The sequence below is a fragment of the Nocardia wallacei genome (assembly GCF_014466955.1).
In the GTDB taxonomy this organism is placed as follows: Bacteria; Actinomycetota; Actinomycetes; order Mycobacteriales; family Mycobacteriaceae; genus Nocardia; species Nocardia wallacei.
The window spans coordinates 5,996,053-6,019,795 of the sequence record NZ_AP023396.1; the positions used below are offsets into that span (position 1 = coordinate 5,996,053).

The 23,743-nt window shown below is 71.3% G+C and carries 26 protein-coding genes; 12 read left to right on the forward strand and 14 right to left on the reverse strand.

What is annotated here, in order from left to right:
* Positions 1 to 211 precede the first annotated feature (211 nt).
* Positions 212 to 1,480: a glutamate-5-semialdehyde dehydrogenase gene (locus tag NWFMUON74_RS26555; protein ID WP_187684497.1), complete on the reverse strand. Its 1,269-nt coding sequence runs from the start codon at positions 1,478 to 1,480 to the stop codon at positions 212 to 214.
* 23 nt (positions 1,481 to 1,503) lie between these two features.
* Here NWFMUON74_RS26555 and NWFMUON74_RS26560 point away from each other — a divergent pair, with 23 nt between their 5' ends.
* Positions 1,504 to 2,370 carry a ribokinase gene (locus NWFMUON74_RS26560; protein WP_187684498.1) on the forward strand — a complete coding sequence of 289 codons (867 nt, stop codon included), beginning with the start codon at positions 1,504 to 1,506 and terminating at the stop codon, positions 2,368 to 2,370.
* On the opposite strand, the gene NWFMUON74_RS26565 is transcribed toward NWFMUON74_RS26560, so the two are convergent.
* Both NWFMUON74_RS26565 and NWFMUON74_RS26570 read right to left on the reverse strand, forming a co-directional pair.
* The gene (locus NWFMUON74_RS26565) at positions 2,358 to 3,161 is read right to left on the reverse strand and encodes an NAD(P)H-binding protein (protein ID WP_187684499.1); all 804 of its coding nucleotides are present in this window, start codon (positions 3,159 to 3,161) and stop codon (positions 2,358 to 2,360) included. The genes NWFMUON74_RS26560 and NWFMUON74_RS26565 overlap by 13 nt on opposite strands.
* A gap of 53 nt (positions 3,162 to 3,214) precedes the next feature.
* Positions 3,215 to 4,114, reverse strand: a complete 900-nt coding sequence (locus tag NWFMUON74_RS26570; protein WP_187684500.1) for a helix-turn-helix transcriptional regulator — start codon at positions 4,112 to 4,114, stop codon at positions 3,215 to 3,217.
* A gap of 74 nt (positions 4,115 to 4,188) precedes the next feature.
* Between NWFMUON74_RS26570 and NWFMUON74_RS26575 the strand changes: the two genes are divergently transcribed.
* A complete protein-coding gene (locus NWFMUON74_RS26575) occupies positions 4,189 to 4,866 on the forward strand; it encodes a methyltransferase domain-containing protein (RefSeq protein WP_232110610.1) in 678 nt (225 codons plus the stop codon).
* Between the two features lie 10 nt (positions 4,867 to 4,876).
* On the opposite strand, the gene NWFMUON74_RS26580 is transcribed toward NWFMUON74_RS26575, so the two are convergent.
* On the reverse strand, positions 4,877 to 5,437 hold the full coding sequence (locus NWFMUON74_RS26580) for a TetR/AcrR family transcriptional regulator (protein WP_187689436.1): 561 nt from the start codon (positions 5,435 to 5,437) through the stop codon (positions 4,877 to 4,879).
* Positions 5,438 to 5,546: 109 nt separating this feature from the next.
* Here NWFMUON74_RS26580 and NWFMUON74_RS26585 point away from each other — a divergent pair, with 109 nt between their 5' ends.
* Both NWFMUON74_RS26585 and NWFMUON74_RS26590 read left to right on the forward strand, forming a co-directional pair.
* The gene (locus tag NWFMUON74_RS26585; protein ID WP_187684502.1) at positions 5,547 to 7,385 is read left to right on the forward strand and encodes a nitroreductase family deazaflavin-dependent oxidoreductase; all 1,839 of its coding nucleotides are present in this window, start codon (positions 5,547 to 5,549) and stop codon (positions 7,383 to 7,385) included.
* Between the two features lie 103 nt (positions 7,386 to 7,488).
* Complete coding sequence (locus NWFMUON74_RS26590; RefSeq protein ID WP_187684503.1) at positions 7,489 to 8,310, forward strand: IclR family transcriptional regulator; 822 nt, start codon at positions 7,489 to 7,491, stop codon at positions 8,308 to 8,310.
* A gap of 64 nt (positions 8,311 to 8,374) precedes the next feature.
* Here NWFMUON74_RS26590 and NWFMUON74_RS26595 read toward each other — a convergent pair whose 3' ends face one another.
* Genes NWFMUON74_RS26595 through NWFMUON74_RS26605 form a run of 3 tightly spaced genes read right to left on the reverse strand, consistent with a single transcriptional unit; the run spans position 8,375 to position 10,427 of the window.
* The gene (locus tag NWFMUON74_RS26595) at positions 8,375 to 9,043 is read right to left on the reverse strand and encodes a class I SAM-dependent methyltransferase (RefSeq protein ID WP_187684504.1); all 669 of its coding nucleotides are present in this window, start codon (positions 9,041 to 9,043) and stop codon (positions 8,375 to 8,377) included.
* Between the two features lie 54 nt (positions 9,044 to 9,097).
* A complete protein-coding gene (locus tag NWFMUON74_RS26600; RefSeq protein ID WP_187684505.1) occupies positions 9,098 to 9,505 on the reverse strand; it encodes an MmcQ/YjbR family DNA-binding protein in 408 nt (135 codons plus the stop codon).
* A gap of 10 nt (positions 9,506 to 9,515) precedes the next feature.
* Complete coding sequence (locus NWFMUON74_RS26605; RefSeq protein ID WP_187684506.1) at positions 9,516 to 10,427, reverse strand: LLM class F420-dependent oxidoreductase; 912 nt, start codon at positions 10,425 to 10,427, stop codon at positions 9,516 to 9,518.
* Between the two features lie 151 nt (positions 10,428 to 10,578).
* On the opposite strand from NWFMUON74_RS26605, the gene NWFMUON74_RS26610 reads away from it, so the two are divergent.
* From NWFMUON74_RS26610 to NWFMUON74_RS26620, 3 genes are all read left to right on the forward strand, one after another.
* Entirely contained in the window at positions 10,579 to 11,619 is a 1,041-nt protein-coding gene (locus NWFMUON74_RS26610) for a glycoside hydrolase family 172 protein (protein ID WP_187684507.1), read from the forward strand.
* Between the two features lie 57 nt (positions 11,620 to 11,676).
* The gene (gene xylB, locus NWFMUON74_RS26615) at positions 11,677 to 13,074 is read left to right on the forward strand and encodes a xylulokinase (protein WP_187684508.1); all 1,398 of its coding nucleotides are present in this window, start codon (positions 11,677 to 11,679) and stop codon (positions 13,072 to 13,074) included.
* Between the two features lie 103 nt (positions 13,075 to 13,177).
* Entirely contained in the window at positions 13,178 to 13,912 is a 735-nt protein-coding gene (locus tag NWFMUON74_RS26620) for a nucleotidyltransferase domain-containing protein (RefSeq protein WP_187684509.1), read from the forward strand.
* 76 nt (positions 13,913 to 13,988) lie between these two features.
* Here NWFMUON74_RS26620 and NWFMUON74_RS26625 read toward each other — a convergent pair whose 3' ends face one another.
* Both NWFMUON74_RS26625 and NWFMUON74_RS26630 read right to left on the reverse strand, forming a co-directional pair.
* Positions 13,989 to 14,825, reverse strand: a complete 837-nt coding sequence (locus NWFMUON74_RS26625) for a glycoside hydrolase family protein (protein WP_187684510.1) — start codon at positions 14,823 to 14,825, stop codon at positions 13,989 to 13,991.
* 158 nt (positions 14,826 to 14,983) lie between these two features.
* Positions 14,984 to 15,580: a class I SAM-dependent methyltransferase gene (locus tag NWFMUON74_RS26630; protein WP_187684511.1), complete on the reverse strand. Its 597-nt coding sequence runs from the start codon at positions 15,578 to 15,580 to the stop codon at positions 14,984 to 14,986.
* A gap of 165 nt (positions 15,581 to 15,745) precedes the next feature.
* On the opposite strand from NWFMUON74_RS26630, the gene NWFMUON74_RS26635 reads away from it, so the two are divergent.
* Both NWFMUON74_RS26635 and NWFMUON74_RS26640 read left to right on the forward strand, forming a co-directional pair.
* Entirely contained in the window at positions 15,746 to 16,624 is an 879-nt protein-coding gene (locus NWFMUON74_RS26635) for a TIGR03619 family F420-dependent LLM class oxidoreductase (protein WP_187684512.1), read from the forward strand.
* A gap of 146 nt (positions 16,625 to 16,770) precedes the next feature.
* Positions 16,771 to 17,181 (forward strand): hypothetical protein, encoded by a 411-nt coding sequence (locus NWFMUON74_RS26640; RefSeq protein WP_187684513.1) that lies wholly within the window; start codon positions 16,771 to 16,773, stop codon positions 17,179 to 17,181.
* 6 nt (positions 17,182 to 17,187) lie between these two features.
* On the opposite strand, the gene NWFMUON74_RS26645 is transcribed toward NWFMUON74_RS26640, so the two are convergent.
* The gene (locus NWFMUON74_RS26645) at positions 17,188 to 17,904 is read right to left on the reverse strand and encodes an SDR family NAD(P)-dependent oxidoreductase (RefSeq protein ID WP_187684514.1); all 717 of its coding nucleotides are present in this window, start codon (positions 17,902 to 17,904) and stop codon (positions 17,188 to 17,190) included.
* A 66-nt stretch (positions 17,905 to 17,970) separates the two neighbouring features.
* Here NWFMUON74_RS26645 and NWFMUON74_RS26650 point away from each other — a divergent pair, with 66 nt between their 5' ends.
* Entirely contained in the window at positions 17,971 to 18,483 is a 513-nt protein-coding gene (locus tag NWFMUON74_RS26650; RefSeq protein ID WP_187684515.1) for a MarR family winged helix-turn-helix transcriptional regulator, read from the forward strand.
* 14 nt (positions 18,484 to 18,497) lie between these two features.
* On the opposite strand, the gene NWFMUON74_RS26655 is transcribed toward NWFMUON74_RS26650, so the two are convergent.
* A complete protein-coding gene (locus NWFMUON74_RS26655; RefSeq protein ID WP_187684516.1) occupies positions 18,498 to 19,751 on the reverse strand; it encodes an erythromycin esterase family protein in 1,254 nt (417 codons plus the stop codon).
* 110 nt (positions 19,752 to 19,861) lie between these two features.
* The gene (locus NWFMUON74_RS26660) at positions 19,862 to 20,326 is read right to left on the reverse strand and encodes a DUF6194 family protein (protein WP_187684517.1); all 465 of its coding nucleotides are present in this window, start codon (positions 20,324 to 20,326) and stop codon (positions 19,862 to 19,864) included.
* Positions 20,327 to 20,388: 62 nt separating this feature from the next.
* On the opposite strand from NWFMUON74_RS26660, the gene NWFMUON74_RS26665 reads away from it, so the two are divergent.
* A complete protein-coding gene (locus tag NWFMUON74_RS26665) occupies positions 20,389 to 21,138 on the forward strand; it encodes a MerR family transcriptional regulator (protein WP_197986918.1) in 750 nt (249 codons plus the stop codon).
* Positions 21,139 to 21,199: 61 nt separating this feature from the next.
* Here the strand turns inward: NWFMUON74_RS26665 and NWFMUON74_RS26670 are convergent, their stop codons facing one another.
* Positions 21,200 to 22,147: a TIGR03564 family F420-dependent LLM class oxidoreductase gene (locus NWFMUON74_RS26670; RefSeq protein WP_187684518.1), complete on the reverse strand. Its 948-nt coding sequence runs from the start codon at positions 22,145 to 22,147 to the stop codon at positions 21,200 to 21,202.
* A gap of 99 nt (positions 22,148 to 22,246) precedes the next feature.
* Between NWFMUON74_RS26670 and NWFMUON74_RS26675 the strand changes: the two genes are divergently transcribed.
* Positions 22,247 to 22,819, forward strand: a complete 573-nt coding sequence (locus tag NWFMUON74_RS26675) for a TetR/AcrR family transcriptional regulator (RefSeq protein WP_187684519.1) — start codon at positions 22,247 to 22,249, stop codon at positions 22,817 to 22,819.
* Positions 22,820 to 23,098: 279 nt separating this feature from the next.
* On the opposite strand, the gene NWFMUON74_RS26680 is transcribed toward NWFMUON74_RS26675, so the two are convergent.
* Positions 23,099 to 23,611, reverse strand: a complete 513-nt coding sequence (locus tag NWFMUON74_RS26680; protein ID WP_187684520.1) for a hypothetical protein — start codon at positions 23,609 to 23,611, stop codon at positions 23,099 to 23,101.
* Between the last annotated feature and the right edge of the window lie 132 nt (positions 23,612 to 23,743).

Here is a 23,743-nt window from a genome sequence, read left to right on the forward strand (position 1 = left end):
GCTGACCGGGTTGGGCGAGATCATGATCGCCGGACTGACTCTGCCGCGGCGTTTCGGGTTGGGAGAGACCATGGTCGACTGGTTGCCCTGGACTGGCCGGTTGCTTCGGGGGCTGGTCGGCTGGGTGGGGTGCCGCGTTCCACCACTGGTCGTCTGTCATCGTGTTCTCTCTGTTCGTTCGCCCGGGGTGGGGCGAACCGGTGCCGCGGGGTCAGGCGGGGCGGGTCTGGCCGTCGCCCCAGACGATCCACTTGGTGGAGGTGAGTTCGGGGAGACCCATGGGGCCGCGGGCGTGCAGCTTCTGGGTGGAGATGCCGATCTCGGCGCCGAAGCCGAACTGCTCGCCGTCGGTGAACGCGGTGGAGGCGTTGATCATGACGGCGGCCGCGTCGACCCGGTTGCCGAACTCGCGGGCGGCGGCCAGATCGCCGGTGACGATCGCCTCGGTGTGCCCGGTGCCCCAGGTGTTGATGTGTTCGACGGCCGCGTCCAGACCGGCGACCACCCGCAGCGCGATGTCCATACTCAGGTACTCCTCGCCCCAGTCGGTGTCGTTCGCCGGGATCAGGCCGGGCAGGTCGCCGTGCACGGTGACACCGTGCCGCTCCAGCGCCTCGATCAGCCGGGGCACCGCGACGGTGGCGATGGCGTCGTCGATCAGCACGGTCTCGGCCGCGTTGCAGACGCTGGGGCGGCGTGTCTTGGCGTTGAGCAGGATCGCCTCGGCCATGTCCAGATCGGCGGCGGCGTGCACGTAGACGTGGCAGTTGCCGGTGCCGGTCTCGATGGTGGGCACCTGCGCGTCGCGGACCACGGCGTTGATCAGACCCGCCCCGCCGCGCGGGATGACCACGTCGACCAGGCCGCGCGCCTGGATCAGATGGGTGACGCTGGAACGATCCGCGCTGGGCAGCAACTGCACCGCGTCCTCGGGAAGTTCTTGCGCCGCAAGGGCTTCCCGCAGCACCTCGACGAGCGCGGCATTGGACCGGGCCGCGGAGGAGGAGCCGCGCAGCAGCGCCGCGTTCCCCGACTTCAACGCCAGCCCGAACGCGTCGACGGTGACGTTGGGCCGCGCCTCGTACACCATCCCGACCACGCCCAGCGGCACCCGCACCTGCCGGATCTCCAGCCCGTTCGGCAGCGTCGAGCCCCGCACCACCACACCCACCGGGTCCGGCAGGCCCGCGACCTGGCGCAGCCCTGCGGCGATCCCGTCGACGCGGGCCACGGTCAGGCGCAGCCGGTCGAGCAGCGACTCCTCGGTGCCGGCCGAGCGGGCGCTCTCGACGTCCTCGGCATTGGCGGCGAGCACGCGGTCCGCGGCGGCCAGCAGCGCGTCGGCGGCGGCGTGCAGCGCGGAGTTCTTCTGTTCGGTGGTGAGCTGGGCGAGCGTTCGCGACGCCACCCGGGCGCGGCGCGCCGCGTCGTGCACCACCGTGCGGACGGTGTCCTGATCGGTGGCAGTGGGAGCAGTCATGGGTATCAGCCTACTGTGCGGATATGGCGCGAATCGCGGTGGTGGGCAGCATCAACATGGATCTGGTGACGACGACCGGGCGGCGGCCGGAACCCGGTGAGACGCTGCTGGGCCGGGGCTTCGAGATGGTGCCCGGCGGCAAGGGCTCGAATCAGGCGATCGCCGCACGGCGGGCGGGGGCGGAGGTCGAGTTCGTGGGGGCGGTCGGCGACGACCTGTTCGCGCCCGTGCTGCGCGAGGTGCTCGGCGACGCCGGGGTAGGGACGCGGCGGCTGCGCTCGGTGTCGGGCCCCAGCGGGGTCGCCTCGATCGTGGTGGACGACACGGGTGAGAACACCATCATCGTGGTCGAGGGCGCCAACGCGGCGCTGACCGAACTCGCCCCCGCCGACCTCGCGGCGGTCGCGGCGGCGGACGTCCTGCTGTGCCAGTTGGAGATTCCGCTGCCGACCGTGCTCGCCGCCGCCCGGCACGCCCGCGCTTCGGGTACCACGGTGCTGCTCAATCCCTCTCCCGCGCAGGAGCTTTCCGCCGAGTTCTGGTCGGTCGTCGATATCGCCGTGGTGAACGCGGGCGAGGCCGCGCGCCTGGCCGCGCCGCTGGAGAGCGTGGCGCACGTCGTCGTCACCCGAGGCGCGGCGGGAGCGGTGTACCGCGGTCCCGAGGGCGAGGTGGCTCAGCCGGGCATCCGGGTCGAGGTGGTCGACACCACCGGCGCGGGCGACATCTTCACCGGCGCACTCGCCGCGCACTGGCACGAAGGCCCCGCCGCCGCCCTCGCCTGGGCCTGCACGGCGGGCGCCCTGGCCACGACGAAACTCGGTGCCAGCGCGGCGATCCCGAGCCGCACCGAGATCGAGGCGGCGCTGGATCGGGCTCAGCGGAACTGATCGGCGTGAGCGGCGGCCCATTCGGCGAAGGTGGTGGCGGGGCGGCCGGTGAGATCGGCGATGGCGGTCGTCGCCTCCTGGGGGTGCTCCACCATCGCCGCCAGGCCGTCGACGTACCACTCGGCGAACTCACCCATCGCCGGGCGCAGCCGGTCGACGGTCTCCTCGCGGGATTCGGTCTCGAACGACAGGTCGCGCCCCAGCGCCACGCCCAGTTGCCGGACCCGCTCCGCCCTGGTGAGGGTCTCCGGCCCGGTCAGCGGGTAGGCGATGCCGTCGTGGCCGTCCTGCGTCAGCACCGTCGCGGCGACGCGGGCGATATCGTCCATCGCGATCGGCGCGTTCGCGGACTCGGGATACGGCTCGCGCACCGTGCCGGTGGCGCGCACCTGCTCCGCCCACATCGTGGTGTTCTCCATGAATTCGCCCGCGTACAGGTGCGTCCACGGCACGCCCGATTTCTCGACGGCGCGCGCGATGGGCTGCCAGTCGGTGGTCTCGTCGCCGGACAGGTCGACGATGCGGCCGACGCCGGCCTGCCGGGCCAGCTCCACCACCTCGGTGACGGTTTCCAGCACGGGCGCCAGATACATCCGCTGCACACCCTCGAGTGCCGCGGGCAACGTCGACACCCGGCGCAGATACCCCCGCACCACCTCGACGCCCTCGGGTAGCTCGGCGCGTTCGGGGTGATTGGACAGGGCGCGAATGTCGTCCGCGCCCAGCGCAATCAGATGATCGACCACTTTCCTACCGATGTTCCCGGTGGCTCCGGTGACCAGAATCTTCATGGGAGACAGGCTAGTTGCCCGCACCCGGCCTCAGCACATCGAATTCGGTCCCGTCACGACGGGGCCGCGGCCGCGGCGCGCCACCGGCGGGGCGGGGCGCCGTGCGTGCGATGGAACAGGCGGGTGAAGTAGCCGGGGTCGGCGACGCCGACACGACGCGCGACCTCGGCGACCGGCAGTTCGGTCTCGGCCAGCAGGCGCCGCGCCTCGGCCATCCGGCGGTCGACGATCCAGTCCTGCACGGTGCGGCCGGTGCGACGGCGCACCACGGTGGTCAGGTGTCCGGGCGTCATGCCGACCGCGCGTGCCACGTCGCGCAGCGACAGCGGCTCGCCGTGCCGCCGCTCGATCACGTCGAACACCTCGGCCAGCAGGGGTTCGCCGCTGCGCCGCAGATCGCCCACGACATCGGCGGCCAAGCGGGCGAGATCGATGAGCAGCAGGGTCAGGTGCGCGCACGCGGCCTGCCGATACCCTTCGTGCCGTTCGGCGAGTTCGGTCTCGATCGCCGCGATCGCCGCGTCCCACAGGGGGCGGCGATCCGGGGGCACCTCCAGCCGCAGCAAGCCACCGGAACGGCCGTGCAGGAACGGGAACAGCAGCGGATGCGACCGCCACGCCGGCCACGGCGTCCGGCCGTCGTCCAGGACGGCCGGATCGAAGAACACCCCGACTCCGCTGCCGACCGTACGAGCCGCGGCGATGTCGACGACCTGGCCTGCTCCGATCACGTACACGACGGCGTCGCCGGCATAGAACAGCACCGGGAAGTCGTGGATGTGCGGGCGCACCTCCCGCCGCACGCCCGGTGCGCCGCCGTCGCGCATCAGCATGGTGTGGCCGTCGACAGCACTGAAACGCAGCAGCGACACCGGCGGGACGGCGTTGTCGGTCCGGTAGTCGTACACGGGCACACCCCGCCGGTGCCCCACCACTCTGGTCGACTCGCGCACGTCACCGAAGATAGTCCCATTTTCGCCGATAATCACCCCACTACCCGCGGCTACCGGCGCTCACCATGGATCGTATGACCGAACATCGTCCACATTCCGTCACCACCGCGATGGGCAACCGGCACGACTACCTGCCCGCCGCGGGTCGCGACGCGTTCCTGCCCGCCTACGATCTGCTGACCCGGCTGCTCGGCGCGCCACGGCTGCACGAGCGTCTGGTCGACCAGGCCGAACTGCGCGACGACCACAGAATTCTCGAAATAGGCTGCGGCACTGGCAATCTCACGCTTCGGGCGAAACGCGCCCGGCCTGCCGCCGAGGTGATCGGCACCGATCCCGATCCCCGCGCTCTGGCCCGCGCGGCGCGAAAGGCACAGGGACAGCAGGGCATTCGGTTCGAACACGCCTACGCTCAGGAACTCCCGTACGGCGACGGCGAATTCGACCGGGTGCTGTCCTCGCTGATGCTGCACCACCTCGACGCCGACATCAAGCAGGCGCTGGCCGCCGAGGCATTTCGGGTGCTGCGCCCCGGCGGGCGGTTGCACGTGGTCGACATCGGCGGTCCGATGACGCCCGCCGACGGCCTCGCGGCGCGGCTGACGCTGCGCGGAGAACACATCGGCGGGAACCTCGGCGACGGTATCCCGCGACTGTTGCGCGACGCGGGTTTCGACTGCGCCGTGGTGGACTCACAGCCGCACCGGCGCCTGGGTCGCGTCACCTACTACCGGGCGGTCCGGCCGGACTGAGAACCACCGATCATCGGGTGTATCCGGCGACCAGATCCGACAGCTGGGCGCCCACCCGTTCGAGCGGCTCGGCGGAGCGGGTGGCCAGCGACATCACCACGGCGCCCTCGATCGCGGCGATGATGGTGGTAGCCAGCGACAGCGCGCGCTCGGGAGCCACCCGCTCCGCGCGCAGCCGCTCGGCGAGGATCCGCTCCCAGTCGGCGAAGGTCGCGCCGGCCGCGTCCGCCGCCGCCGGTGCCTCCGAACGACCCAGCGCCGCCGCCACGATCGGGCATCCGGCGGTGAAATCGCTCGACACCATCGCCTCGCGCCACAGCGACGGGAATGCCGCCACCGCCGCGGCCAGGTCGGCACCGGCGGTGAGCTTGCCGATCAGCACGCTCGCCGCCTGCCCGGCCGATCGGGTGGCCGCGGCCACCAGCTCCGCCTTGCCCTCGGGGAAATTCAGATAGACCGACCGCCGCGAGATGCCGCTGTGCTGCAGCAGCTGCGCGATGCCGGTGCCCGCGACCCCGTTGCGGCGCATCAGATCGACGGTGCTGTCGATCAGCCGCTCCCGCGCGCCCATGGTCCGATTCCTCTCCGTCCGCACTGCGAACAGCCTACCTTGCCCTAGACCGATCGGTGTACTACCGTGCTGATAAACCGATCGGTCTACCGCGACGGAGGAGCATCCGATGGCGAGCCTGCACGACCCACTACCCCTCCCGTGCGGGCAGACGCTGCCCAACCGGATCGTGAAAGCGGCGCTGAGCGAAGGGCTCGGCGACTCCGGCGCGGGCCCGGACGAGCGACTGCACCGGCTGTATACGCGCTGGGGCGCAGGCGGTTTCGGCTTGATCGTCACCGGCAATGTGATGATCGACCGCACCCAACTCGGCGAGCCGGGCAATGTCGTCATCGAGGACGAACGGCATCTCGACGAGCTGACCCGGTGGGCGAAGGTCGCCAAGGACGGGGGTACGCCGGTGTGGATGCAGCTGAATCATCCAGGGCGGCAGGCGAACCCGCTGGCTACCCGGAACCGCCCGGTGGCGCCGTCCGCCGTCGCGCCCGGTATTCCGGGCCTGCCCGTGCCGCGGGCGCTGACCGAATCCGAAATCACCGACCTGATAGCCCGTTTCGCCACCGCGGCGCGGGTGGCCGAGGCCGCCGGGTTCGACGGGGTGCAGATCCACGGCGCGCACGGTTACCTGGTGTCGCAGTTCCTGTCGCCGCTGGCGAACCGGCGCGCCGACGATTGGGGCGGCGACGCCCGGCGGCGCGGGCGTTTCGTGCTCGAGGTGGCGCGGGCGATCCGCGCGGCGGTGCGGCCCGGATTCGCGCTGGGCATCAAGCTCAACTCGGCCGACTTCCAGCGCGGTGGTTTCACCGAGGAGGAGTCGCGGGCGGTGGTCGAAGCGCTGGCCGCCGAGGGGCTGGATCTGATCGAAATCAGCGGGGGCAGCTACAAATCGCCCGCGATGATGGGGCGGGCGCGCGGCACGTCGGCTAGCACGCGGGCGCGGGAGGCGTACTTCCTGGAGTACGCCGAGACCGCACGGCGCGCGGCGGGCCCTGTGCCGCTGGCGGTGACCGGCGGCTTCCGCTCGCGGTCGGCGATGTCGGCCGCGGTCGGCAGCGGCGCCTGCGACGCCGTCGGCCTGGGCCGGCCCGCCGCCGTATTCCCCAGCGCCGCAGCCGATCTGCTCAGCGGGCGCACGGCAGCACTGCATCCCCCGGCAATCTCCCTGGGCCTGCCCGACCGATGGACTCGCGGCCGCATGAGAACCGTCGACGGTGCGCTGGACCTGCAGTGGCACACCGACCAACTGCACCGTCTCGGCGCCGGCTCCGCCCCCGACCTCGCCCGTTCCCCGTGGTGGACCGCCCTTTCCATGGTGCGGCGCAATGGAATCGACGCATTCCGGCCGCGCCGCCGCAGCAGCGAACCGGGCCACGACCGACTCCCTCGCTACAGCTTCCCCCGCAACGGTTTCGGGCGCGCATTGGGACGAAGCAAGTTCGAGCGTGGGGCGGGGCGGGGTGGGTGCGCGTCGAGGCGGGGCGAGGGCGACGTGATTCGTCGGGAGGCGCTGGCGCGCAAGTTTCGGATCGAGCGGAATGTGGGCCGGTACGTGGCCAATCCGGCCTTCCGGGTGCTGGATCGGCTGGGGGTGCGGTCCACCTTGGCTACGGAGCTCGAGACCGTCGGGCGGAAATCCGGTCGGCCCCGGCGGGTGCCGGTGTCGGCGCTTTTCGACGACGAGGGGGCGTGGCTCATCTGCCAGCACGGCATGCGTTCGGGGTGGGGTAACAATGTGCGGGCGAATCCGCGGGTGCGGCTGCGGCGCGGGGACCGGTGGTACGACGGGACGGCGGAGTTGCGGCCCGACGACGATGTGGTCGCCCGGGCGCGCGCCTTCGCGCCACATCCGCTGCTCGCTCCGCTCACCGCGGCCGGGTTCGCCGCGTTGCAGACCACGCCGGTCTCGGTGCGAGTCACGTTCACCGGCAACGATTCCGCCGCGACGTGATTCGTGCGCGAGGCGCCGACGTTGTGACCGCAAACACAAATTGGGAAATTCCACATGTCGCGGGGATGTACTTCTAGACTCCACGTGAACAACGGAGGTACCCATGACCGTCACCGTGCCGCCCGCGGAACGCTCCACTCCCGCCCCGCGTCACGCGACGGAGAACCGCAACGCGCTGCCCGTCTCGATGATCGAGCGGATGACCCTGATTCTCGACGCGTTCGACGTCACCACCCCCACCCTCACGCTGCTGGAATTGGTCGAACGCACCGGCCTGCCGCGTTCCACCGTGCACCGCATCCTGGACCAGATGATCCGCCTGCGCTGGCTGGCGCACACGACCGGCGGCTACCGCCTCGGCATGCGCACGCTGGAGCTGGGCGGCCTGACCGCCGACCACAACGAGATCCGCGACGCGGTCGGCCCGCTGCTGCACGAGCTGTCCCAGCGCACCGGGATGGTCGGCCACCTCGCGGTGCTGGACGGCCGCGACGTGGTGTACCTGGACAAGGCCGGTGGCCGGTTCGCCACCGCCCTGCCCACCCGGCTCGGCGGCCGCATGCCCGCCCACGCGACGGCGCTGGGCAAGGCGGCGCTGGCGGCGCTCGAACCCGCCATCACCGAGGCGGCACTGCGCACCCGGCTGCCCCGCCTCACCCCGCGCACCGTCTCCGAGCCCGACGCCCTGCGCCGCGAACTGGCACAGATCCGCCTGCGCCAGGGCGTCGCGGTCGATCGCGAGGAGGCGGTTGCCGGAATCGCCTGCGTCGCAGCGCCTTTGCGAGTTCGCGGCACCGCACCGGCCGCACTCTCCCTGTCCGGCCGAGCCGAGGCCATGAGCTTCGACCGCTTGGCCCGCGTGGTGCTGGAGGTGGCCCACGAGGCGGGCCGCGCCCTGTCTCCCCACCACGCGACCTGGCACTGAGCCTGGTTCCCCACCACCTCGAACGTTCTCAGCTCCCACGGACGATTCCGCAGCCGCGGCCGGTTCAGAGGCGGCGGATGCGGGCCAGCCAGGCGGCGGTGTCGATGATGCCGTCGGCGGTGGGCTTCAGGTCGAGGGTCTCGACCTCCGCGGCGACCAGGCCGGTGACGCGGCCGCGGTAGCTGCTGGGCTGGAGATCCTCCAATTCCCAACCCGTGCCGAAGGATTCGCGGATCAACGTGTCGCTGATACGCGGTCCGATACCGGGTTCGGCGGTCGAGAGCGCCAGCACGTGCACATACCCGCCCGGCTCGGTGAGAGTGTGCAGGGCGCGCACATAGTCGGCGCGGGCCTCGGGCTCCGTGCCGAAGATGTGGAACAGCGCGCTGTCGACGATGGTGTCGAACACTCCGAGTTCCGCGGCGGCCGCGGGCTCGCGGCCCAGCCGCAGTGCGTCGGCGACCCGGAATCGCGCTGCCGGAACACCCTTCTCGGCCGCGTTGCGCCGGGCGTGGGCGACGGCGCTGGGCGACAGGTCGACGCCCAGCACGTCGTAGCCGAGCCGGGTGAGCATGATGGTGTGCTCGCCCGCGCCGGTGCCGGGGTCGAGCACCCGCCCGCGGATGTGGCCCGCGCGCTCGAGCGCCACGATCGCCGGCTGCGGCTCGCCGATGACCCACGGCGCGGTGTCGTTGTCGTAGGCGGTGTTCCAGAACTCTGCGGTCTGCGTCATGCCCTCACTGTGCATCCTCAACCACACTCGAGGTCAACACCGGCGCTGCGCGGTTCATCCGCGCTCCGCCAGCCAGCGCTTCGCCCGCGTCGGCGAGGCGCGGGACAGCCAGGCGTCCTGGACCACCTCGGTCAGCTCGTCCAGGCCGAGTTCGCCGATCCGGCTGCCCCGCAACAACACCGACAGATGGCCGTCGAAGTGCGGCGTGCTGAAGAACGGCGAATCCGGATCCTGCACCAACGCCAGCTTGTCCGACTCCGACGGCACCCAGAACACGATCACATCCGCGAAGCGCTCCCCCGTGGCCGGGTCGAACGCGTCCGGGCGCGGCGTTCTGAAGAAGATGAACGACTTGCGCCCGACCTGGTAGATCGCATTGCCCTGCGGGCCGTACTCGACCGTCACGTGCGGCATGGCCTGTGCCAGCTCGTGCACATCGTCCACCCGGGCGCGCCGTGCCATCTCCCCTACCTCAATCGGCAAGTCCGGCAAGGAGTTTGCGGGTGCGAGCCGCCGCGTCACCACCGGCGAACACGACGCCGTAGAACTCGGTGGCGCCCGCCTGGGAGACCTCCCGCAGCCGCGCCGCCACGTGCTCCTCGGAGCCGATGATCGCGAGATCCGCCGGCCCCGCCGCACCTTCCCGATCCATCATCGCCCGATACGACGGCAGCGAACCGTAGGCCCCGAACACCTCCGCCGCCGACTGCCGTGCCCCGTCGACGTCGTCGGTGACCAGCACGGGCAGGGCGCAGACCACGCGCGGCGCCGGGCGGCCCGCCTCGGCCGCGGCGGCGGTGATGGTCGGCGCGATGTGGTCGCGAATGGTGGCCGGGCCGGTCATCCACAACACGGTCCCGTCGGCCCGCCGACCCGCCAGCTTCAACATCTGCGTGCCCATCGCCGCGACCAGGACCGGTACCCGGCCCTCGTTCGGGACGCTCAGGGCCAGCTCGGCGCTGAGGGTCTCGCCCCGGTAGGAGACCGTCTCCCCCTCGAGCAGCGGCAGCAGGATCGACAGGTACTCCTTCATGTGCCGGGCGGGCCGCTCGAACCCGTAGCCGAACATGTTCTCGATGACGACCTGATGCGACAGGCCGATACCGAGCGTCAGCCGCCCGGGGCCCACCGCGAGCACCGCGGTGCGGGCCTGCTGGGCCATCGCGGCCGGATGCCGCGGATAGGTGGGTACGACGGCGGTCCCCAGCTCGATGCCCGGCACCTGGCTCCCGGCGACCGCAAGCGCGGTCAGCGCGTCGATGCCGAAGATGTGCGACAGCCACGCCGAGGCGAATCCCTCCTCGGCCGCCTGCGCCAGGTCGTCGGTGATCCGGCGCAGTGCGTCGGGGCCGGTCGGTTCGTTGAGCAAGATGCCGATCCGCACGGTGGGGCCTCCTCGGTCGATGTATCGAACACGTCGGTGAGTCGAACACACAGCGTCCGTCAGTTCATCCAGCCTATGCCCCGGGCCGCCGGGTTCGGCTCTCTCGGGGCCAATCGCGACCGCGCGGGCCGGGTCGCATGTCAAAATCCCGATGGTGCACGAACTATGGCGGCTCGACCAGGGACGTACCCGCTCGATCAGTCCGGAGAACCCCACCGGGGCGCCGGGAGCGGGCGCACGCGCGGCGACCGGGACCGGCGCGACCGCGGCCGGCGACCTGGGGATCGGCTGGAAGGTGTCCCCCTCGATCGACCTCGCGCCGGACGAGACGGCCACGCTGGCCGACGTCTCGGGGCCCGGCGTCATCCGGCACTTCTGGCTCACCACCGACCGCACCGCCCTGAACCGGCTGCGGCTGCGCATGTATTGGGACGACGAGGCCGACCCCGCCGTGGACGTGCCGCTGGGGGCGTTGTTCTGCAACGCGTGGGACGAACTCGCGCTGGTGAACTCGGAAATGGTGGTGGTCGCGGCCGCCGGGGGACTGAACAGCTTCTGGCCCATGCCCTTTCGCGCGCACGCCCGGGTCACCCTGCACAACGGTGGCGCGGCGCCGGTGCCGGTGTACTACCAGCTGACCTATCTGGAGCAGGAGGTGCCGCGCTCGGCGGGTTACCTGCACGCGCGGTGGCGGCGGCGCAATCCCCTGGGCCGTCCGGCCGTGCACACCATCCTCGACGACGTGCCCGGGCCGGGCCGCTACGTCGGCACCTACCTTGCGATCACGCCGAACGCGCCCGGCTGGTGGGGTGAGGGCGAGGTGAAGTTCTATCTCGACGGCGACACCGAATACCCGACCATCTGCGGCACCGGCACCGAGGACTACTTCGGTGGCGCCTGGAACTTCGACCTCGACGACGCCTACCGGACCTACTCCACCCCGTACCTCGGTTTCGTGCAGGCCCTGCCCGACGACCGGATATATCAGCCCGAGCAGCGGTTCGGCATGTACCGCTGGCACGTGCGCGACCCGATCTGCTTCGACCGGAGCCTGCGGGTCACCGTCCAGGCGCTCGGGTGGCGCGACGACGGCTGCTACCTGCCGCTCGATCGCGCCGATATCGCCACCACCGCACTGTGGTACCAGCATCGATCGGTGACCGGGCGGCGTCGGTCGCCGATGTCGCGGTGATCGGCCGGACACCGGCATGGTGCAGGTGGCCGGTGCGCCGCGGAAGGAGTGAAGCCGATGTTGGTAGCCGGGGTCGACAGTTCGACTCAGTCGTGCAAGGTCGTGGTGTGCGCCGCGGACAGCGGAAAGATCCTGCGGCACAGCAAGGTTCCGCACCCGGACGGCACCGAGGTGCCCGCCGACGCCTGGTGGCGGGCGCTGCGGTCGGCGCGCGACGGCCTGCTCGACGGCGTATCGGCGATCGCGGTGGCGGGTCAGCAGCACGGGCTGGTCGCGCTGGAGGCCGCGGGCACGCCGGTGCGACCGGCGCTGCTGTGGAACGACACGCGTTCCGCGCAGGCCGCGCAGGACCTGGTCGCCGAGTTCGGCGGACCGCGGGCCTGGGCCGACGCGGTCGGCATCGTGCCGCTCGCCGCGCACACCGTCGCCAAGTTGCGCTGGCTGGCCGATCACGAACCGGCGCACGCCGATCGGGTGGCGCGGGTGCTGCTGCCGCACGACTACCTCACCTGGCGGCTGCGCGGCGGCACCCCCGACCTCGAACCGACCACCGATCGCGGCGACGCCTCCGGCACCGGCTACTGGTCGCCGAAAACGGGCGAGTATCGCAAAGACCTTGTCGCCCTGGCCTTCCGGGATCGGATGCCGGAGCTGCCCCGGGTGCTCGGTCCGGCCGAACCGGCCGGGCACACGTCCGACGGCCTGCTGGTCGCGGCGGGGACCGGCGACAATGCCGCCGCCGCACTGGGTCTGGGCATCGACGCGGGCGATGTCGTGGTGTCGCTGGGTACCAGCGGGACGGTTTTCACCCGCGCCCTACATCCCAGCGCCGATGCCGGCGGGGTCGTCAACGGCTTCGCCGACGCCGCGGGCGCCTACCTTCCGCTGGTGTGCACGCTGAACGCCGCGCGGGTGCTCGACCGCACGGCCGCCCTCGCCGGTGTCGGCCTGCGCGAGCTGGAAACCCGTGCCCGCCAGTCGGTCCCGGGCGCGGCGGGACTCACCCTGCTGCCCTACCTCGCCGGGGAGCGCACGCCCAACCTCCCCGACACCACCGGCACCCTGCACGGCCTGACCCTGTCGAACATGACCCCGGAGCATCTGGCCCGCGCGGGCATCGAGGGCATGCTGTGCAACCTCGCCGAGGCATTGGACCGGCTCCGCGCCGACGGCATCCGCCCGCGCCGAGTGCTGCTCATCGGCGGCGCGGCCGCCAACCGCCTGGTCGCCGAAATCGCCGCCCAGATCTTCGAGGTGACCGTCGCCGTCCCCGAACCCCAGGAATACGTAGCCCTCGGCGCCGCCCGCCAAGCCGCCTGGGCCCTCACCGCCACCCCCGAACCACCGCCCTGGGCCGCGCCCCCGCCCCAGGAATTCCCCGCCCCCGCCGACGGCCCGGGCCGGGAAATCCGAGCGCGCTACGCACACACCCGCCGCCTCATCCACGGAAAGTAGCCGCGCGGCCCGTACCGACACACGTCGCGACGGTCTCCGCCCTCCGACGTGGATCTGTGGCCGGGCCCTTCCCTGCCGCCTACTCCGATGTCACCATGGCGACATGCGGCCGGACGACTTCGAACTTGCCGAACTGCTGGTGCGGGAACGGTTTCCGGAGGCGCGGGCGGCGTGGCTGGGTGGGAGTACGGCGGACGGGAGTGCTACCGCTACCTCGGATCTGGATATCACCGTGCTGCTCGCGGGGCCGCCCGCGCCGTATCGGGAGTCGCTGGTGCACCGGGGGAAGCCGGTGGAGTTGTTCGTGCAGACCGAGACGTCGATAGCGTATTTTCGCCGGGTCGAGGGCGAGCGGCGGCGGCCCGGGACGTTGCGGTTGATCGGGCGGTCGGTGGTGCTGGTCGATCGGGACGGTAGCGGTGCGCGGATGCGCGCGGAGTCGTTGCGGAAGCTGGCGGCGGGACCGAAGGCGTTGAGCGAGAGCGAGTTACGGTCCGCGCGCTACGGGCTCACCGATCTGCTGGACGATCTGTGCGGCGCGACCGATCCCGACGAGCGGCTGCTGATCGGGACCGCGCTGTGGACGCAGACCGCCGACCTGATCCTGACCGGCAATCGCTGCTGGAGTGCGGGCGGCAAGCGGCTGCATCGCGAACTGGTGGCGTTCGATCGGGCCGATGGCACCGACCACGCCCGGTCGCTGGCAGACGCCCTGCGTGCGGTCGCGGGCGGTGACGCCGGGCCCATGACCGCGGTCGCCACCGCCGTCCTGGACACGTTCGGCGGCCGCCTGTTCGACGGATACCGACTGGACGGGCCGACCGCCGGAAAGCCGTAGGCCCGGAAACCGAGCTTCGTATAGACCATCCCCCGCCCCGGATTCTGTCACGGGCCACGCACACCTGTCACGACCGTCAGTCCGCGAACCGCAACCGCGCGAGGTGTACCCCGCCCTGCCCCCACCCCGCGCGGGTGATCCACAGCGTGCCGTCGTCATCGACGATCTCCGCCGCGTGCGCCGCGATATGGCCGACCCGGTCCGCCGGACGGAAGTGCAGGGGATCGTCGCTGCGAAAGACGTCGGTACCGACGTAGCGGGGCCGCGGGCCGAGGAACAGATACCAGAAACCGTTGTGGCACAACACGAACGGCGATTCCGTGGGTCCGGCGCCGGTGCCGGTGCGTGGGTCGGTGTAGGCGATGGCGCGCTCGCTCCAGTGCACCAGATCGGTGCTGGTCCGATAGGCGACCACGTGGTGTCCCCCGCCCGGTGCGCTGGTCGCGCAGTAGTACATGACCCAGCGGTCCCCGAGCCGCAACACCATCGGATCGCGGGCGTCGTACCCGTCGCGGAACAGCGAGCCGTCCGGGTGCCGAGTCCAGCGCCACAGGTCGGTGGAGGTGGCGAGGTTCATCGCCGTGGCGGTGCGGTCGGTCCCGCCGCCGTCGTAGTACATGAAGTACCGGCCGTCGGCGCGAACCACATACGGCGCCCACAGGTGGGTCTCGCCGTAGTCCGGGTCGACGGTCAGGGCGGGCGGGCGTTTCGTCCACGGTCCCGTCAGCCGATCCGCCGTGGCGTGCGCGAACGCGGCCTCCCGCCACGGGTCGGCCGGTTCGGTACCGGTGATGCCGAACAGATGCCAGCCGTCCGCGCCCCGCACCACCGTGTGATCGTTGATGTACCACGGCCGCGTCTCCCCCACGCTCGGGTCGTAGACGCGACGAAATCGGCCCGCACTCACCTGCACCCGTATACGGTGCCCGCTCCGGCCGTCCCCGCACACACGGACACGCCGTCGAATCGCACGGCGCGAATCGGGCACATGGGGTCACCTGTCGCCCAGCGCTGTTCGCCGCGGCCGGTTTCTCTCCTGCTGTTCCGCGACTACTCCTGGTCGCGCGACGCTCAGCGGTCGCGGCGGGCACGCAGGACGACGTCGTGGGTGTGGTGGGTACCGGCAGGCGGCGGCCCGATGCGTCGGCGGGTCTCGGATACCTCGATGTCCCAGCCGGAATCGAGCAGTGCCGCAACGTCGGCGGGGTGATAGAAGGCGTGGGGATCGAAGTCTTCGTGACCGGTGAGATCGGCGAGGTCGTGGCCGACGAAGAGCAGGATGCCGCCGGGCGCCACGGCGTCGAGCAGGCCGCGCAGCGCACGATCACCGGCTTGCCGGGGAAAGGGAAAGTACTGCACCGATACCAGGTCGAAGGCGGCGGCGGGCGGCGGCGTGACGGTCAGGTCGGCGCGAGTCCACGCGACCGCGCCCGGCCCCGGCACACCGGCGGCCCGAGCCCGTTCCAGCGCGACCCGAGAGATGTCCACGGCGGTGACCTGCCAGCCCTGCCCGGCCAGCCAGCGCGCGTCACCACCTTCGCCGCAGCCGACATCGAGCGCCTGTCCGGGCGGCAGGCCCGCGGCCTCGGTGACCAGCACCGCGTTGGGCTCGCCGCTGAACAGTAGATCGCGGCTGCCGTACCGCTCGTCCCAGAACTGTGCGTCCATGGTGGTTTCGTCTCCTGACTGCCGAGGCCGGTGCACGAACCGGCCTTCCCCAATCTGCCTCCGCCGCCACGGTTCCGACAAAGTCCTTTGCCGAATCAGCAAATCCCTGCTACCGATCGGTCATAAATATTGAACTAGCCAGTTTTTCTCGCTAGCCTGACCGGCATGCTGGGATTCGCGCTGCCACAGTTCGGAAAGTCCGCCTACGACGACATCGCACACTTCGCGTCGACCGCCGAACGGCTGGGCGCGGGCAGCCTGTGGGTCGGCGACCGACTTCTCGCCCCGACCGATCCGGCCCGGGGTTACGCCGGCACGGACAGCATCCCGCCGGAGTTCCGCACCGTGCTGGACCCGCTGGTCGCGCTGACGGTCGCGGCGACGGCGACCACGACCGCGCGGCTGGGCAGCAATGTGCTTGTCGCGCCGTGGTATCCGCCCGTGGCCCTGGCCAGGCAATTGACCAGTATCGACGTGATCAGCGGCGGTCGGCTGCTGCCCGGGTTCGGCATCGGCTGGTCGCCGGAGGAGTTCCAGGCGGCGGGTGTGCCGCTGCGCGAGCGCGGCGCCCGGCTCGACGAACTGCTCGACGTGTTGAACGCGATGTGGACCACCAATCCGGTCGAGCATCACGGTCGGCACTGGACGATCCCGCCGTCGTGGGTCGACCTGAAACCGGCGCAGCGCCCGCACCCGCCGATCCATCTGGGGGCGTTCACCCCGCCGGGCCTGAAACGGGTCGGGCGGCGCGCCGACGGCTGGCTGGCGGTGGTGCAGGTACCGGGTCGCACGCATCGCGCCGACGAACTCGAACAGCAACGCGCGGTCATCGATGACGCCGCGCGCGCCGCCGGGCGCGAACCCGAGGCCGTCCGCACCGTCGTGCGCGTCAATGTCGCGGCGGGCAGCCGGGTCGAGCAGGTCGCCGACACGCTGCGGTTGCTCACCGACGACGGTTACGAGGACACCTTCGTCGACCTGATGTTCGCCGTCTCGGGCCTCGACGAGCACCTGGACTGGGCGAACCGACTGCTCAACCCCTGACCCCCGCAGGTCAGCCACCTTTTGTCGCGATGTGCTATGCCGCGGGCGAGCGATACGGGAGCATGGACGGGTGGTGCGCTGCGCGCCGCGGTGTTCTCCAGATCGTGTCCGTGATCCACTTCCGCTACGCAGGAGGACCGAGATCCATGGCGATTTATCGGAACTACCGACGTCCCGCCCTGATGGCGACCACCTTCGCGACGATGGGCCTGGCGATCGCGGCGACCGCCGCTCCCGCCTTCGCCGCCAACACCATCGACCTCACCGGCGTCGGCCCGGCCAATATCGGCGTCGACTACACCTGCGAGGCCGCGGCCGGGGTGACCGCCATCCGGGCGATGGTCGGCGACCCGAACGCGGACAGCCCCTCGGCCTCGGGCGCCCAGAACCAGGTGACGTGCGACGGCACCCAGCAGACCGCCGTCATCGTGCTCACCGGAACGAACGGCGAGGAGGCGCCGCTGTCGGCCGGTCAGACGGTGCAGGTGCGGGTCGCGCTGGTGGACGCCGACGACATCGTCGTCACCGGTCAGGCGAAGGTGGTCGGGCTGCGCTGAACCCGCTCAGCGGGTGGTGTACGCGCCGCCGTTGAGATGGATGGTCTGCCCGGTGAGGTGGCGGGCCTGCGGCGAGGCCAGGAACTCGACCAGCCCGGCCACCTCCGCGGGCCGCCCCGGCCGCTTGTCGTGCGTGGCCGCGACCAGCTGTGCCAGCCGTTCGTCGGTGAGGCGGCCCTGGAAGAAGTCGGTGTCCTCGATGTATCCGGGAGCCACCGCGTTCACGGTCACCCCGGCCGGACCCAGCTGCGCCGACAGCCCCGCGGACCAGGCGGCCAGGGCGGCCTTGGCCGCGCCGTAGGAACTCCCGGCGTACTCGGCGCCGATCGACCCGATATTGATCACCGACCCGCCCGCACGCAGCCGATCCCGCAGCGCCGTCGTGGTCAGCACCGCGCTGAGCACGTTCGCGGCCAGATTGTCGTGCCAGCGCTGCGCGGTAGCCGCCAGCGAGTCCGGTTCGGGACCCGAGAAATCGGCATTGCCTCCGGCCATGTTCACCAGTACATCCACACTCGGCCCCACCTGCGCGGCGAAATTCTCGACGCTCGCCGGATCCGTTGCGTCGCAGCGAATTCCGACCACCCCCAGTTCGGCCGCGGTCCGCTCGACCCGGTCGGAGCGCCCGGTGATCACCACCTGCTCGCCCAGTTCGGCGAAGCGCTGCGCGACCGCCCGCCCGAGTCCGCGGCTGCCGCCGGTCACCACGATCGTTCTTGCCATCGGTTCCCTTCCATCGGTATATTTAGCGCTAAACATACACCGCTCGGGAGAATCGGGACAGGACGAATGACGCTCGACACAGTGCCGACGGCGGCACAGATCGCCGCGGCCTGGGACCGTGAACTACCCGGCGCGCGAACGCGATCCATCGAGATCATCACCCCGCTGTGGGGCGTGGCGAAACTGCTCGCCGACGAGCGGCAGCGCACCCTGCTCCGGCTGGGCATCGATGAGTCGACCCTCGACCTGCTCAGCACCCTGCGCCGGGCGGGCCCGCCGTATCAACTCACCACCCGGCAGATCACCGCCCGCAGCCTGGTCACCGCCGGTGCCATCTCCCAGCGCTTGACACGCGCCGAGGCCGCGGGGCTGATCACCCGCGCGCCGACCACCTCGTCGCGGCGCGGTGTGCTGGTGACGCTGACCGCCGAGGGACACGAGGTGATCGAGCGGGTCGTGCGCGAATTGCTGGACTACGAAACGACTCTCACCGATCGACTCACCGCCGACCAGCAGGCCGCCCTCATCGACGCCCTGCGCTGCCTCGCCGCCGCCGTGCGGCCGAGTCACGAGTTGTGAACCACGGCAAAGGATTACCCTGAGTTCCGCGCGGAATGGAACTCCGGCAGCCACCGCACCGGCGCGGTCTCGCGAATGTGGATCAGCACGTCGAAGGCGCCGTGCAGCGAGGACAATCGCAGGCGCGCGTCGGCGTCCTCGGCGGGATCGTAGACTCCGCTGATCACCCGGGCCTGCGCCGAACCCTGCCGCCACTGTTCGGCCGCGGCCGGGACCTCGCCGCGCAGATCGATATAGAAGGCAGGCAGATCCACGACCGCCAGGGTCGCATCGATCAGGTCCGGCGCGGGCGCCGGCGCGGTGGCCACGCCGAGGTCGCCGTGGTGGAAACCGACGGCCACCGCCGCGTACCGGGCGACGAAGTGCCGCCGCAGGTGCGCGCCCGTGCCGATGAAGGATTCGGCATTCTCGCCACCGACCTCGATCGCCAGCCCGGCCGTGTGCGCGAGGCCGTCCCAGTAGACGATGCGCGCGCCGGTGGCGTCGTGCCGGTCGATGACGGTCTGCGCCGACGGTCGTTCGTCGCGGCCGAAACCGCCCAGTCCGGCGACGCTGTTCTCATGGAAGGCGACGATGCGGCGCATCCGCTCGACCGCCTCGGCGTGCTCGGCGGCGGCCGCGTCGCTCGGCGACAGCGACTCCACCAGCGCCAGCGCGTCGCGCGCGTGCTCGGCGAACGGGCGGCCGGGATGGATGCCCTGGTGCCGCTGCACATGCTCGTCGATGCGGTGCGCGCTGCGGATGACCGACAGGTGTGCCTCGAGCTCGGCGGCTCGCTCGGGTGCGATCCGCCGGACGCGCTCGAGCGCGACATCGTAATCGGAGGGCTGTGCCGCGACCGGTTCGACGCCGAACACGCGCACCCGATCGTCGGGATGGTTCCGGTTGAACTCCCGGATCCATTCCAGCGTCGCCACCATCTCGGCGGTGCGCCAGGGCCGCCACGCCTGTGCGAGCACCGACCGGACGTCCCCGGCCCCGGTCGCGACATACGCGTCGATGCGCTCCCCGGACGGCACGGAATCCTGGATCGCGAGGGCGCGGAACCCGTGCTCGGTCACCAATCGGCGGAACAGGCGCTCGCGCACGCCGTAGGTCTGCCGGGAGAACCGGGTCGACTCCCCGATGCCCACGACGGTCGCGGTCGCCAGACTGTCGGCCAGGGCGTCCAGGTCGGCACCCGCGTCCGTCGCCTCGGTGCCGAGCACGGGATGTGCCGCCGCGCGCAGCCACTCGTGCAGTGCCGTGTCGGTGATCGTGGTGGTCATGCGGTCCTCCCGGATCCTCGAGGTGTCGAACGCCTTCAGCCTCACCCCTCAACAATGGTTGAGGTCAAGGCGCGCGCACAGTGACCCGGGTCGCACCTGTGGCGAGTCCGCTACCGGGCACGCCGCTGGTAACGCGTGCGGGCACGGTCGTGGGCCGCGCGCAGCAGTTCCCGGAGAGGCTCGCGAGTGCGCGGACCGGGGTCGACCACGGCCAGCCAGCCCGCGCCACCGTAGACGGGATGGGCCAGCACGGTGTCGGTGATGCTGGAATCCCCAGCGCGGCCGGCGCTTTCGCGCGGCGGGTAGCCGGTCCACGCGGTGAAGGCGTCCTTGCCGGCGCTGATGTTCACGCGGAAGGCGCCGGGCCGATCCAAACGGGAAGCACGATCGTCGGGGTAGTCCTTGGTCACGATGGTCGCGAAGGGCTGGGTCGCGGTCGGCACCTGGCCATCGGGTGCGTAGTAGAAGAACGCGTCACCCCACGCGATCTCGGGGGTGCCGTCGCCGGGGCCCGGTCGCAGCACCAGCACGCCGCCGAGCGATTCGATGAACTCGATGATCTCGTCGATACTCACGCATTCCAGCGTTACATTGAAGTGCTTGTGGAGACTCTAGGTCGAAGTGCCGAGGTGAAGGCGTGAGAAGTCGCAACTCGCTGCGGACGGTCGAGGTGGCTCGGCGCACCGGCTACTCCGTGCAGCAGATCCGCAATCTGGAGCGCCGCGGCGTACTGCCCGCGGCGACGCGCACCGGCAGCGGTTACCGGGTCTACGACGAATCCCACGTGCACTCGGCTCGCGCCTATCGAGCACTGGCCGCGGCCGCCGGTCCGGTCGAGGCCAAGGAGATCCTGCGCGCGGCACATCGACGCCCGCTCACCGGCATGCTCGCACTGCTGGACGCGGCGCATGCCCGTCTGGACCGCGAGCGCCACGACCTCGCACTGGCTACCGCGGCCGTCCGCGCCATCGCCGCGGAACCACTCGCGGACCCGCGGCCCTCGGACGCGATGACCATCTCGGAGCTGGCCGACGCGCTCGGCGTGCGCCCGTCGACGCTGCGGCACTGGGAATCGGCCGGACTGGTGACGCCCGGCCGGTATCCGACCCGCGCTCGGAGATACGCGCCCGACGATGTGCGGGATGTACGGATCGTGCACCAGCTGCGCCTCGCCGGATACCGCATCCCCGCGCTCCGGGACCTGTTGCCACGATTGCGGGACACCTTCCGAGACAAAGATATTCACGCCGCCGATATTCACGCCGCCCTGGCGGCCAGGGAGGCGAGCATCGAATCGCGCTCCCGCGCCCTGCTCGACGGTTCGGCGGCGCTCGGCCATCTCCTCGCCCGAGACTCTCTCACCGAAACGGGGGAGCCGCAGCGGTGACATGGGTGACGATCCGCGTGGGCCCCTATTCCATCGCCGAAACAGCGTGCACCACAACATGTCAGGGTGTCGCGAGTTGCCCGGAGAAGTCCCGGCGGCCTGCCGGCAGGTCGGCGAGCAGGGCAACGGTGCGCCGCTGTTCCGCGGCAGTACCGTAGGGCGCGGCCATGAACTCGGTGACCCCGACATCGCGAAAGCGCGTGAGCGCCTGTGCCACTACGGTTTCGGTGCCCACCACCGCTACGTCCGCGGGCCCTGCCGCGCCCTCCCGATCGAGGGTCGCGCGGTACTCGGGCACCTGACCGGCGAGGGCGAATTGGCCGGCGATCCGGGCGCGCACCCCGTCGGAATCGTCGGTGACACACACGGGGAGTCCGGCCACGATTCGGGGAACCTGCCGTCCGGCCGCGGCGGCCGCCGCGGTGAGCGCCGGAACAATGTGCTCGCCAAGTGTTTTCGGCCCGGTCATCCAGGTCACGACCCCGTCGGCGAGTTCGCCCGCCAAGCGCACCATGCGCGGCCCGAGCGCCGCGACCAGCAGCGACGGCGTCGGAATCGGGCCGGGTACTTCCACCGCGCCCACGGCGGTCAGCGTCTCCCCGTGGTGGTCGACCCCGTCCCCGCGCAGCAGCGGGCCGAGCACGGTCAGGTACTCGCGCATGCGCCGCACCGGCCGGTCGACGGGCAGCCCGAACATTCCCGACACCATCGCACCGACACCCGCACCCACGCCCAGCGTCAACCGGCCCGCCACCGCGGCCTGCGCCGTCAGCGCCTGTCCGGCCAGCACCAGCGGATGGCGTTGCGGCACCGGCACCACGGCCGTACCCACATCGATTCCGGGCACGGCGGCGCCGGCCACCGCGACGGCGGTCACAGCGTCCCAGCCCAGCGCCTGGCTCGACCAGGCCGTGCCGAACCCAGCGTCGGCCGCCTCGCGCACCTGGTCGACGAACGCCGCCAAGGTCGTGGGTCCGCGCACGTCACCGACTGCCACACCGATCCGCATTCTTCGTTCTCCTCGCCGAATGAAATGGGGTGCCCACCCCACTTTCGTCTCGGTACCATACGGAGGACCCACCCCATTTAGCAAGAGGTGCCGGAACGAATGACGGAAAGAACCAACTCCCCCGGACGGCGGGCCGACGCTCGACGCAACCGGGACCGGCTGGTGTCCGCGGCCGGAGCCGTTGTCGCCGAGTCAGGGCCCGACGCTTCCCTGGAGGAGATCGCCCGCCGGGCGGGAGTCGGGTCGGCCACCCTGCACCGCCACTTCCCCCGGCGCGCCGAACTGCTGGCGGCAGTGCTCCACGAGCGCGTGTGCGCACTGTGCCGACGCGCGGAAGACCTTGCCGCCGAACCCGATCCGGGCGCCGCACTGCTGACCTGGCTGCGCGCCGTGGTGGCGCACGCCGCCACCGTCCGGGGCCTCGGCCCGGCCCTCACGGGTTACGATCCGGACCCGGAGTTCGCGCCGCACACCATGATCCGATCGGCGGCCGCACAATTGGTCACCCGCGCTCGGGCCGAAGGCGCCATCGCCCGAACCACCACGGTCGACGATGTGCTGCAGCTCGCCAACGGAATAGCCCTGGCCACCGAATCCCTCCCCGACCCGACCCACCGCGCCGAGGCTCTGGTCACCCTCATAGCCCACGGCCTGCTACGCCCGAACGAATAGACGCCCAGGCGATTTCGCTCATCGGAAACCACGATCCCCCGCCCGGCCCGACGAGGTTCGAGCCAGGCGGCAGGCCAGCGGGACCGAGCCCGACAGCAGGCCAGCGGAACGCAGCCGGGCAGCAAGCCAACAGGACCGAACCAGGCAGCAAGCCAGCGAAACGCAGCCAGGCAGCAAGCCAGCGAAACGCAGCCGGGCAGCAAGCCAACGGAACGCAGCCGGGCGGCAAGCCAACAGGACGGAGCCGGGCGGCGGGTCGGCGGGACAGGGAGGCGAGGGTCAGCGGGACGGGGGGAGCATCAGCACGGGGTCGTGGACGGTGACGAGGATGATGACGTCGCCGTAGGGAGCTGTGCCGCGGGCCAGGCGATGGGCCATGCGGGCCAAGGGTATTTGCCAGCGGTATTTGGCGTCGAGTTCGGACTGGACGAACGGGACCAGGGTGCCGCCGGTGACCACCTGGGCGCGCCCCTGCAATTGATGTGACCCGAGCACGGGACTGCCGCGCCAGTCGCCGGGCTGCACGACGACGCGGCCGTCGCGCGCCAGCTGCTCGGCCTCGGGCGCGTAGGACGAGGTGCGGAACGCGAGCTGGTTGTGACCGATCGGAACCACCAGCCGCGGCTTCGTCACCAGCTGCTGCGGGCCCGCCACCCACGTCACCAGTACCGTCTTCGCCTGCTGCCACATGTTTCGCGGGCCCGGCCGACCGGCCGTCGGCTGTGGAACGGCGGCGGGGTCCGGCTGGGCGACCTGCAGGGAGGTCGGAACGTCGACCAGGGTTCCTGTCATCACATTCGATCCTTTCCGGTGCCGATACCACCGGCCGGTTCTCGGGCAGCACGACCCGGCGAGCGCGGGACCACACAGGCCCACCACAGATTTCGCCGCCGATGCCGAAAGCCGCGCCCGACACTGCCCGAA

What these genes read in the sequence shown, in the direction of transcription:
- NWFMUON74_RS26555 (WP_187684497.1), bottom strand. Translation starts at nt 1,480, where the DNA reads ATGACTGCTCCCACTGCCACCGATCAGGACACCGTCCGCACGGTGGTG.
- NWFMUON74_RS26560 (WP_187684498.1), top strand. Translation starts at nt 1,504, where the DNA reads ATGGCGCGAATCGCGGTGGTGGGCAGCATCAACATGGATCTGGTGACG.
- NWFMUON74_RS26565 (WP_187684499.1), bottom strand. Translation starts at nt 3,161, where the DNA reads ATGAAGATTCTGGTCACCGGAGCCACCGGGAACATCGGTAGGAAAGTG.
- NWFMUON74_RS26575 (WP_232110610.1), top strand. Translation starts at nt 4,189, where the DNA reads ATGACCGAACATCGTCCACATTCCGTCACCACCGCGATGGGCAACCGG.
- NWFMUON74_RS26580 (WP_187689436.1), bottom strand. Translation starts at nt 5,437, where the DNA reads ATGGGCGCGCGGGAGCGGCTGATCGACAGCACCGTCGATCTGATGCGC.
- NWFMUON74_RS26585 (WP_187684502.1), top strand. Translation starts at nt 5,547, where the DNA reads ATGGCGAGCCTGCACGACCCACTACCCCTCCCGTGCGGGCAGACGCTG.
- NWFMUON74_RS26590 (WP_187684503.1), top strand. Translation starts at nt 7,489, where the DNA reads ATGACCGTCACCGTGCCGCCCGCGGAACGCTCCACTCCCGCCCCGCGT.
- NWFMUON74_RS26595 (WP_187684504.1), bottom strand. Translation starts at nt 9,043, where the DNA reads ATGACGCAGACCGCAGAGTTCTGGAACACCGCCTACGACAACGACACC.
- NWFMUON74_RS26600 (WP_187684505.1), bottom strand. Translation starts at nt 9,505, where the DNA reads ATGGCACGGCGCGCCCGGGTGGACGATGTGCACGAGCTGGCACAGGCC.
- NWFMUON74_RS26610 (WP_187684507.1), top strand. Translation starts at nt 10,579, where the DNA reads ATGGTGCACGAACTATGGCGGCTCGACCAGGGACGTACCCGCTCGATC.
- xylB (WP_187684508.1), top strand. Translation starts at nt 11,677, where the DNA reads ATGTTGGTAGCCGGGGTCGACAGTTCGACTCAGTCGTGCAAGGTCGTG.
- NWFMUON74_RS26620 (WP_187684509.1), top strand. Translation starts at nt 13,178, where the DNA reads ATGCGGCCGGACGACTTCGAACTTGCCGAACTGCTGGTGCGGGAACGG.
- NWFMUON74_RS26630 (WP_187684511.1), bottom strand. Translation starts at nt 15,580, where the DNA reads ATGGACGCACAGTTCTGGGACGAGCGGTACGGCAGCCGCGATCTACTG.
- NWFMUON74_RS26635 (WP_187684512.1), top strand. Translation starts at nt 15,746, where the DNA reads ATGCTGGGATTCGCGCTGCCACAGTTCGGAAAGTCCGCCTACGACGAC.
- NWFMUON74_RS26640 (WP_187684513.1), top strand. Translation starts at nt 16,771, where the DNA reads ATGGCGATTTATCGGAACTACCGACGTCCCGCCCTGATGGCGACCACC.
- NWFMUON74_RS26645 (WP_187684514.1), bottom strand. Translation starts at nt 17,904, where the DNA reads ATGGCAAGAACGATCGTGGTGACCGGCGGCAGCCGCGGACTCGGGCGG.
- NWFMUON74_RS26650 (WP_187684515.1), top strand. Translation starts at nt 17,971, where the DNA reads ATGACGCTCGACACAGTGCCGACGGCGGCACAGATCGCCGCGGCCTGG.
- NWFMUON74_RS26655 (WP_187684516.1), bottom strand. Translation starts at nt 19,751, where the DNA reads ATGACCACCACGATCACCGACACGGCACTGCACGAGTGGCTGCGCGCG.
- NWFMUON74_RS26670 (WP_187684518.1), bottom strand. Translation starts at nt 22,147, where the DNA reads ATGCGGATCGGTGTGGCAGTCGGTGACGTGCGCGGACCCACGACCTTG.
- NWFMUON74_RS26675 (WP_187684519.1), top strand. Translation starts at nt 22,247, where the DNA reads ATGACGGAAAGAACCAACTCCCCCGGACGGCGGGCCGACGCTCGACGC.
- NWFMUON74_RS26680 (WP_187684520.1), bottom strand. Translation starts at nt 23,611, where the DNA reads ATGACAGGAACCCTGGTCGACGTTCCGACCTCCCTGCAGGTCGCCCAG.